7 protein-coding genes and 3 pseudogenes are annotated in these 9,188 nt (G+C 35.6%); 7 read left to right on the forward strand and 3 right to left on the reverse strand.

Going from position 1 to position 9,188, the window contains the following annotated elements:
* Window positions 1-279: 279 nt before the first annotated feature.
* Window positions 280-750 carry a hypothetical protein gene (locus J7E52_RS21040; RefSeq protein ID WP_214750383.1) on the reverse strand — a complete coding sequence of 157 codons (471 nt, stop codon included), beginning with the start codon at window positions 748-750 and terminating at the stop codon, window positions 280-282.
* A 522-nt stretch (window positions 751-1,272) separates the two neighbouring features.
* Here J7E52_RS21040 and J7E52_RS21045 point away from each other — a divergent pair.
* A complete protein-coding gene (locus J7E52_RS21045; RefSeq protein ID WP_153246122.1) occupies window positions 1,273-1,431 on the forward strand; it encodes a hypothetical protein in 159 nt (52 codons plus the stop codon).
* Window positions 1,432-1,925: 494 nt separating this feature from the next.
* Window positions 1,926-2,126, forward strand: a complete 201-nt coding sequence (locus tag J7E52_RS21050) for a hypothetical protein (RefSeq protein WP_214750384.1) — start codon at window positions 1,926-1,928, stop codon at window positions 2,124-2,126.
* Window positions 2,127-2,516: 390 nt separating this feature from the next.
* On the opposite strand, the gene J7E52_RS21055 is transcribed toward J7E52_RS21050, so the two are convergent.
* A complete protein-coding gene (locus J7E52_RS21055; RefSeq protein WP_214750385.1) occupies window positions 2,517-3,227 on the reverse strand; it encodes a GntR family transcriptional regulator in 711 nt (236 codons plus the stop codon).
* A 172-nt stretch (window positions 3,228-3,399) separates the two neighbouring features.
* Between J7E52_RS21055 and J7E52_RS21060 the strand changes: the two genes are divergently transcribed.
* The 5 genes and pseudogenes from J7E52_RS21060 (at window position 3,400) to J7E52_RS21080 (ending at window position 8,769) form a co-directional block, all read left to right on the forward strand.
* Window positions 3,400-5,298 (forward strand): beta-glucoside-specific PTS transporter subunit IIABC, encoded by a 1,899-nt coding sequence (locus tag J7E52_RS21060; RefSeq protein WP_214750386.1) that lies wholly within the window; start codon window positions 3,400-3,402, stop codon window positions 5,296-5,298.
* A 13-nt stretch (window positions 5,299-5,311) separates the two neighbouring features.
* On the forward strand, window positions 5,312-6,748 hold the full coding sequence (gene bglA, locus J7E52_RS21065) for a 6-phospho-beta-glucosidase BglA (protein ID WP_214750387.1): 1,437 nt from the start codon (window positions 5,312-5,314) through the stop codon (window positions 6,746-6,748).
* Window positions 6,749-6,809: 61 nt separating this feature from the next.
* Window positions 6,810-7,386 (forward strand): annotated as a pseudogene (locus J7E52_RS21070) (Tn3 family transposase); the annotation flags it as partial.
* Between the two features lie 11 nt (window positions 7,387-7,397).
* Window positions 7,398-7,913, forward strand: a pseudogene (locus J7E52_RS21075) (nitrilase-related carbon-nitrogen hydrolase); the annotation flags it as partial.
* Between the two features lie 373 nt (window positions 7,914-8,286).
* Complete coding sequence (locus J7E52_RS21080) at window positions 8,287-8,769, forward strand: DUF456 domain-containing protein (protein WP_214750388.1); 483 nt, start codon at window positions 8,287-8,289, stop codon at window positions 8,767-8,769.
* Window positions 8,770-8,935: 166 nt separating this feature from the next.
* Here J7E52_RS21080 and J7E52_RS21085 read toward each other — a convergent pair.
* Window positions 8,936-9,188 (reverse strand): annotated as a pseudogene (locus tag J7E52_RS21085) (hypothetical protein); the annotation flags it as partial.

The raw sequence follows: 9,188 nt of genomic DNA on the forward strand, positions 1-9,188 counted from the left end.
AGCATTTCCTATATTTAAAGCAGTGTATTTTGAAAATTGCTGACTAAAAAAGCGCCAAAGTTGAAGTGAACCCAAAAAGTTAGAAGTAGTTCTGAAATGCCATTTATATTAGAAAACAAATTCTGAGCATCCTTATGAGGGTGCTTTTTATTTTAGAGAAAGGAAGGTGAGCTCGAATTAATGGGTATGAATCGTGAAACTTAGAAAAGAGAAGGTGGAGCTGTGAGGAGGAAGTAAGATTTTGAGACAAAAATAAAAAGGCACCAATAAAGGTGCTTCCTAGTAATATATCTTTTTAAAGTAATGAACAAACATAATGTTCATTGCAATTTCGACTATAGCCGTGATAATTACATCGATTATATTAGTTTCTTCAAATGAATGATAAGGGGCAAATAAGACAATGTAAGTATAACCTATGATAGTTAAAAGTATGGACCATAAGATGTTCCGTAAAAACAGTGGAATCATTAAGCCAACAAAGGGCAAGAAGAAACCTAAATCTTTTCTACTTCTCTTTTTATAAATACTGATTAATAGATAGATTGCAATCACATTGATAATAATATATAAAATTAGATCAATAACATCATATCTATTCATAATTGTAGGGTTATAAACTACAGGAAGTGGAAGCACCGTAAGAGCAACTAAAACCCAAAAAATAATACGGTAACTTTTCTTTTGTTTGTCAGAAATCGTTCCTTCCTGTAATGCTATGACGAGTTTGTTAATATTCCAGATATACATTGTTGTCTCCTTATGTAGTAGATTATCAGACTAATTATAGGTTAGGGTAAATAGTAGGGGAGGTTTGGGTCTATTATGATCGTGACAATTCATGGATAAGCAAGCGCACTACAACAGTTAAGTCCCCCTACCCCCGAAACCTAAAGATACAGGGAGAAAAGAACGGCGCTAGTCCTTTGTTTGTAAGGAAAATGGAATTTTTATATATGAGGAAGTCTAAGTTAGCAATTACACGTCATATTGGTTTAAATTAGAAAATATATTAGTTGATTAAGATAAACAATAAAACTATGTCATTTAACCTAACATGTCATTTGATTTTTTTTCCATTACCAATTATATTTATAAAAATACCTTCTCTTAAGTCTGTCTATATCCCAGAAAAGAGAGTAATTTTATTGAAGTGTTTAGTTTTAAAAAAGAAAAATAAATGGGGAAATAATCATTTATTTGAGCCAATGATCCAAATTTAAAATTAGTCCTCTTTGATTAAATAAAATGATAAACAAAGGTGGGTTTGAGATGGGGTTGTTAGGTAGAGTGGTATTTTTAAAAAGATTACGAGAAGAGCTGTTAGAAAAAAGAAAACAAGGGGCCACTGAGCTTCAAATTGATGAAATTGACAAGCAAATACGGAAGATTAATCTAGAGATACAGAATATGAGAAAAATGATGGAATAAATATTTTCTGGTTTTAAGTGTACCTGACTTGAAAGGTGTGTTTATTTTGTTTATTTGTTGACCATTTTAAATTTTTATAAATGGGGCGTTCCTATAAGAAAATGGATCGCTTCTTATTGAACCTACTAGCACTACAGACTGTACAGAAAGGAAAGAACCCCTTCCCACATTATGTACGTGTCGCTTCGGCATTAAATGATCCGATAACGACGAACTGTATGGCTCATGCTTCGCCTACATTCCGTAGGTTCCTGTACCATTTACGGGCTTGCCGCCATACCAAACGAACCGGAAATTATTAAGATTAAGGGATTAATAGAATAAAGAGTCACAAGGATAGCAGCCGGGCGGCTGCTTTTCTTATTATTTTTTTCCTTTGCCTTCCGAATAGTAAAAAAGCGCAGGCCGACTAACCTTCCATCCGGTAGGACACCCGAACCTTTCCGGCAGGAAGCTAAGACGGCCAGTCAATCGATTAAGGGGCAAAAAACTTTTTGATTAATGGCGCTATTGCAACATCAAAAACTTTTTGTACTTTATCCCTTAACCGATTGCCTATGCGTGCTTTTTGTTCTACATGTCAAAGGGGAAAAATAATCCCCCTTTGGGGAACTAATTCGCTTTGCAAGGCAAATGAAAATATGAAAGAAAAACCTACCAGAGAAAAACCAAAAGGGCAACAAATAAAAAAATAAAATGAAAAGGAGTTTTGAAAATGTAATTAACCCCAATTTTTGAAGTGGTACGAATTAAGCAGGAAATCAGGGAAATGGTTGAGCCGTTTGTGGCCTTTTAAATTCGCAATCCAGAAGGTGCCCGAGAATTAGCCGCAGCGCAAATCGCAAACGAGGGCGGCCTCACCCAGCCAGAGTGTTGGTTGTACTCGTCATAATTAAGCTGAGTATCAAGAATAATACATTGCATTGTAGGAATAAGAACAGGGACCTCCAAAAGGAAGTCCCTGCAGTTTGTAGACAAAAGGATTTTCAGTAAAAAAGCAAAATTTGTTATGTTAATAGGTTTTTACAAAAAAATTCTATAAAAGCATTTAGCTAGCTAGGTTTCTCTGAAGACAAGCTTAAATTTTATAAAAAATGACTGTTCGTTTGGACGAAGAATTGCGATTGTTCATAGTTATACGTTACTTTGGAAAAGTCAAATGGTTGACCATTGTTTAAATGAAACACAGATTCAACGTATAATTTAGGATCTTCTTTTTTCAATCTTAAGTACTTCGCTTCTTCATCAGTCAACTTATCAACTTTAAGAAATGTATCCGCAAAACCGATTTTTAATCCTAATCCTTCCGTAATATAATTAAATATCGATTCAGAAATAATTTCGTTATTCAAATAAGTAATAATCGATTTATTAAAATAGGATTCCTCTAAGCATAACGTTTGCCCGTGAATATAACGAACTCTTTTTACATAATAGACATCGTCTTCAAGTTCCATATTTAAATTAAGAGCCGCTTCTTTTGTTGGTTTTCGCACGTCTAATTCAATCACTTCTGACGTTATTTGAAAATCTTCAAGGCTTTTTTTAAACCCCTGATTAGAAAGAAGACTAATATATCCTTTTCTCTTATGCCTTCTAACAAAAATTCCACTACCCCTGACTTGAAACACAATCCCTTTTTTCTCTAAAAGATCTAAAGATTTGGTAATTGTACTCTTACTCACTTCAAATTGAGTCATCAACGTTTCTAAAGATGGTAGTTTATCTCCTTGTTGAAGCGCATGATCTTCAATATACTTTTCAATTTCAATTGCGATCTGCTGGTACTTATTCATATATATATACCTCTTTGTTTTATTTATCTCATACAATATCCGATTATACCATAAATTTGTCAAAAACCTTTAACTAACATTATATATATATTATTATTTTATTCAGGCATTGAAAAATTATACCGGTACAATTATAATGTAAGCGTATACTTAAATAAAGGGGGACAGAAAAATGGGAGGGAAAGTTAGAGATTACGGGAAGCTTGCAAAAGATATTTTACAAGCTGTTGGAGGAGAAGAAAACGTTATTGGAGCTACGCGTTGTGCAACCAGACTTAGGTTAGTGCTTAAACGATCAAATCCAAAAGCAAAAGAAAAAGTAGGATCTATGCCAGGAGTCATTACAGCAGTCGAAAATAGCGGACAATTTCAAGTTGTCATTGGCCAGCATGTGGGGGAAGTTTATGAGGAATTTTCAAGTTTAGTAAACATTGAAAATTCGGATCAAGTTGAAAACAAAGGAACGGTACTAAATCGTATCATTGCTACAATGTCAGCAGTTTTTGCACCATTTGTTTATATTTTAGCTGCAGCTGGTATTTTGCAAGGGATGTTAATTATTATCAATTTGTTTTCTGATAGTTTTGTAAAAACAGGAACGTACCAAGTCTTAAGTTTTATATCGTGGACGCCATTTACTTTTTTACCGATTTTTATTGCAATTACAGCATCAAAACATTTTAAAACAAACGCCTATATAGCAGTAGCATGCTGTGCTGCTCTAGTTAGTCCAACCTGGGCAGAAATGGCTGCAAAGATTGCAGATGGAAGCAGCATTACGTTCTTAGGGCTTTCTTTAACGGAAACCGTTTATACCTCTTCCGTCTTGCCGCCATTATTTTTAGTGTGGATTCTGTCTTATCTTGAAAGATTTTTAAATAAGCGAATAAACGAAGTAGTTAGACCCTTATTTGTTCCACTTTTATGTATGATCATTATGGTTCCTTTGACGATTTTGCTAATTGGTCCTATTACAACAATGGGAGCAAACGGGATTGCAAATGGTTATAACTTCTTAGCAGAAAACGCTCCTTTTTTGGCTGGAGCTATTATTGGGGGACTTTGGCAAGCAGTCGTTATTTTTGGCGTACATTGGGGAGTCACTCCTATGGTACTTGCAAACTTTGATTTGTATGGACGAGATTCATTCCAAGCCTATCAAACGATCGCAGTTGTTGCACAAGTTGGTGCAGTCCTTGGTATAATCTTCAAGGCAAAAAGTCAAGAAACAAGAAAAGTGAGCATTTCAGCTGCTATAACTGGACTATTTGGTATCACAGAACCAGCTATTTACGGGGTGACTTTACGATTTAAAAGACCATTTATTTTTGGATGTATTTCAGGTGGTATTGGTGCCATAGTAGCGAGTTTCTTTAACCCTTATTACTTTGCATATGCCGGCTTGCCAGGACCACTGACCATTGTAAATGGCATAAATGCAGATTATCCAATGTCAATATTGGGAATTTTAACAGGGTGTGCTATCGCTATTATTCTTCCAGTTGTTCTTATTCAAATCTTTGGATATGGTGAAGATTCAGCAAAAGAAGCAGACATGTCTCCTGTAACAGAAGGAGAAGCTGTCGGGAATTTACCGGTAAACAAGCCGAGTGATAATGAAGAAACGATAAATGCGCCGTTTAACGGTAAAGTCATCCCACTTTCAAAAGTTCCCGATGAAGTATTTAGCTCAGGCGCTATGGGTCAAGGTTTAGCAATCGAACCATCTGATAACAAATTGTATGCCCCTTTTGACGGGACGGTAGTCATGTTGGCCCCTACGAAGCATGCAATCGGCTTGCGATCAACGTCTGGTGTGGAACTGCTTGTGCATATTGGGTTAGACACCGTTACGTTAGATGGAAAACCTTTTACTTTACACGTAGAAGATGGAGCGAAATTCAAAAAAGGTGATTTATTAATACAATTTGATAAAGAATTTATTCAAAAACAAGGATTGAAAGCGATTACCCCTGTCATCATAACTAATTCAAGTGCCTACAAAGAGGTTATCGTTGAAAATGTGGAAGACAGCAGCTTAGATCAGAAACTGTTTACAGTAGTGAAATAAGGAGGAAATAAAAATGAGAAAAATGCCAAAAGATTTTTTATGGGGGGGCGCATTAGCTGCTCATCAATTTGAAGGCGGATGGAATCAAGGCGGTAAAGGACCAAGCGTAGTAGATGTAATGACAGCAGGTGCACATGGTGTACCGCGAGAAATAACAGAAACAGTTGAAGACGATAAATTCTATCCGAATCACGAAGCCATTGATTTCTATCATCACTATAAAGAAGATATCGCCCTGTTTGCCGAAATGGGATTAAAATGTTTACGAACTTCTATTGGCTGGAGCAGAATCTTCCCAAAAGGTGATGAAGCCGAGCCCAATGAAGAAGGATTAAAATTTTATGATGATGTGTTTGATGAATTGTTAAAACATGGAATCGAGCCAGTCATTACATTGTCTCACTTTGAAATGCCCCTGCATTTAGCCAGAGAATACGGCGGATTCAGAAACAGAAAAATGGTTGATTTTTTTGTGAAATTCGCTGAGGTTTGCTTCAAGCGTTATAAAGACAAAGTGACATACTGGATGACATTTAATGAAATTAATAACAAAATGGACGTTAATAATCCTCTCTTTTTATGGACCAACTCAGGTGTTATGGTAAAACTGGGAGAAAAGGCGAAAGAAGTGATGTATCAAGCTGGACATCATGAATTACTGGCAAGTGCACTGGCTGTATCAAAAGGAAAAGAAATTAATCCAGCGTTCCAAATTGGCGCAATGGTTTCACACGTGCCTATTTATCCGTATTCCTCAAATCCAGAAGATATTATGTTAGCTGAAGAGTCAATGAGACAACGCTTTTTCTTCCCAGATGTTCAGGTTCGAGGATATTATCCGAGCTATGCTTTAAAAGAGTTTGAAAGAGAAGGATATAATATTCAATTTGTAGACGGCGACGAAGAAATTTTACGAAACGGTAAAGTCGATTACTTAGGCTTCAGTTATTATATGTCTACTACAGTAAAAAGTGATGTAGAGCTTGATAACATGGGAGATATCGTAAATGGTGGATTACCAAATGGTATAGAAAACCCTTATATTAAATCTAGCGATTGGGGCTGGGCGATTGATCCAACTGGATTAAGATATACATTAAATCGCTTATACGATAGATATCAAGTTCCATTATTTATCGTAGAAAACGGATTTGGTGCCGTGGATACTCTTGAAGAAGACGGATCCATTCATGACTCACAGCGAATTGATTATTTAAAATCTCATATTGAAGCTTTAGAAAGAGCAGTCACTTACGATGGTGTTGATTTAATGGGTTATACACCCTGGGGAATCATCGATATTGTGTCCTTTACTACAGGTGAAATGAAAAAACGTTATGGCATGATTTATGTTGATCGTGACAATGAAGGAAACGGATCAATGAAGAGATATAAGAAAGATTCATTTGAATGGTATAAAAAAGTTATTGAAACTAATGGAGAATTATAATTAAACTTTCGTTTAGACAGAATTCACCTTGAGTAAAGGTGAATTCTGTTTATGGAAAACACAATTTTCTAGCTTCTATACGAAAGTGATTAACACCAACGCAAGACACTCTGTTCATGTTATAGATAGTTTATTACATCATGAGACCGACATGCAAATTGAAGAACATTACACAGATACGTCTGGTTATACGGATCAAGTATTTGGGCTAACCAACTTGTTAGGGTTTCGGTTTGCTCCAAGACTACGGGACCTTGCAGATTCCAAACTTTATACATTTGAAAAGCCAGATCAATATCAGGAAATGGAAAAGTTGCTGCGTGGGAGAATTAATACTAAGATTATTCAGGAAAATTATGATGATGTATTAAGGTTGGCACATTCAATTCGTGAAGGAATGGTCTCGGCTTCCCTCATCATGGGAAAAATAGGTTCTTATTCTCGACAAAATAGCCTTGCTACAACTTTAAGATAGATGGGACGAATTGAAAAAACCTTATTCATCTTAGATTATATTTCTAGCGAAACCTTACGTCGTCGAATCCAACGTGGATTAAATAAGGGAGAAGCCATGAACGATTTAGCACGTGCTATTTTCTTCGAAAAAACACGGAGAACTTAGAGAAAGAGCCTTACAAATTATTAGCGGGGGCACCCTTACTGCTCCGTTTTATTTTTTGGGCCGGATGGCTCGCTGCTTGGAAAGCATCGTAAATTAAAACCAACAGGTTCGGAGCGATTAATTTGGGGAGAAGGAGACGGCAGCACACTTCCTGTTTTTGATACACCATATGGGATAATTGGAGCTCTTATCTGTTGGGAAAATTATATGCCGCTGGCAAGGGCTGCTATGTATGCAAAAGGTGTTCAAATTTACATTGCGCCTACTGCTGATTCCCGTGAGCTTTGGCAGTCGACAATCCGCCACATTGCTGCAGAAGGAAGATGTTTTGTTTTATCCTGCAACCAATACGTAAACAAAGAAATGTACCCAAGAGACCTGGCTGGTTATACAGAATTAGAGAATTTACCAGAAGAGATGTGCCCGGGTGGAAGTGCTATTGTTGGGCCGTTAGGTGATTATATAAAAGAGCTGGTATTTGGAAAAGAAGAAATATTGATCGCAGATTTAGACCTGCGCGATATCGCTTACAGCCAATTAAATGATTAATACTTTAAGGTTTTTTATAAATTAGAGGATTGTTCAAAAATCATCTATGTTCAATAATGCTTTTTGAAGAATGCTCTAATTGTCTGTTCAAAAATAGTAATAATCAATTACTTAAGAAAAACTTTTTTTAAAAACAACCCTTATAAAAGAGCTGATTTTAAAGCTCTTTTAGTTTTTTATTATTCAGCATTTATCTATTGAGTACGATCCGAGTGTATTGTTTGCTTGGTGTTTTCCCCTACTAAAAATAGATGATAAAACACCCCGGCATTTCTAATACGTTTAACATTGGTTTTTGTTCTTAATAGAAATATAATTAAGTTATCAAATAATGAAATAAGTATTACTAATAAAAGGTGGAGTTTTAATGGAGTATTTGTGGTGGGGATTAACGATCCTCTTATTTGTATTAAGCTTTGTAGGGATTGTCTATCCTATTATCCCTTCGGTTGTTGCCATTTGGGGAGGATTTGTTGTTTATCAATTTCTCATTAATCCGAATGAGTTATCCTTATGGTTCTGGATCAGTATGGTAATATTAAGTGCTGTCTTAATCGCGGCAGACCTTATTGCAAACAGTTATTTTGTGAAAAAATACGGCGGCTCAAAAACGTCTGAGAAAATCGCTGCTATTGCCACTATTATTGGATCATTCGTCTTCCCTCCTTTCGGGATTATTCTCGTTCCATTTTTAGCAGTTCTTGTTACAGAGTACATCCTTCATAAAGATGCTATGAAAGCGACCAAAATTGGATTTGCTACCATTATTGGTTTTTTAGGAGGCAGCGTAGCCAAAATATTAATTCAATTGTTAATGTTCGTTTGGTTCATTTTCACTGTTATTTATTAAGCTTTGCTAAACAATGTTTATAAAAACCCATTCAAAGTTGAATGGGTCAGACTGTAGACAGCTTTTTTGTATGAAAACACAATAGTAAAAAAGCCATGTTAAAATAAACCCTCCATATTCTCATTTTTTTGATGGGCTTAAATGTACTATTTCGTTATTTAACTGGTTATGCAGTTTGTTGTTTAGATGGAGCGATTGTATAGCCTTTCTTTTTTAGGTATTCGATCATTTTTAATTCTTTGTTATTTTGTTTTTCTTCAAGGTAATTTGAGCCTAGTTCATGATAAGGTTCTCCTGTTTTTAAGATGTTATAAGCAATCGTTAATAGTAAATGGGCAGAAGCAATTCGTCCCTTCATTTTTCCTTGCCGTTTGGTAATCCTTTTTCGATGTGAAGCTATTCGATTATTTTGCCTAGAT

The organism is Bacillus sp. ISL-34, from assembly GCF_018613325.1.
In the GTDB taxonomy this organism is placed as follows: Bacteria; Bacillota; Bacilli; order Bacillales; family DSM-1321; genus Peribacillus.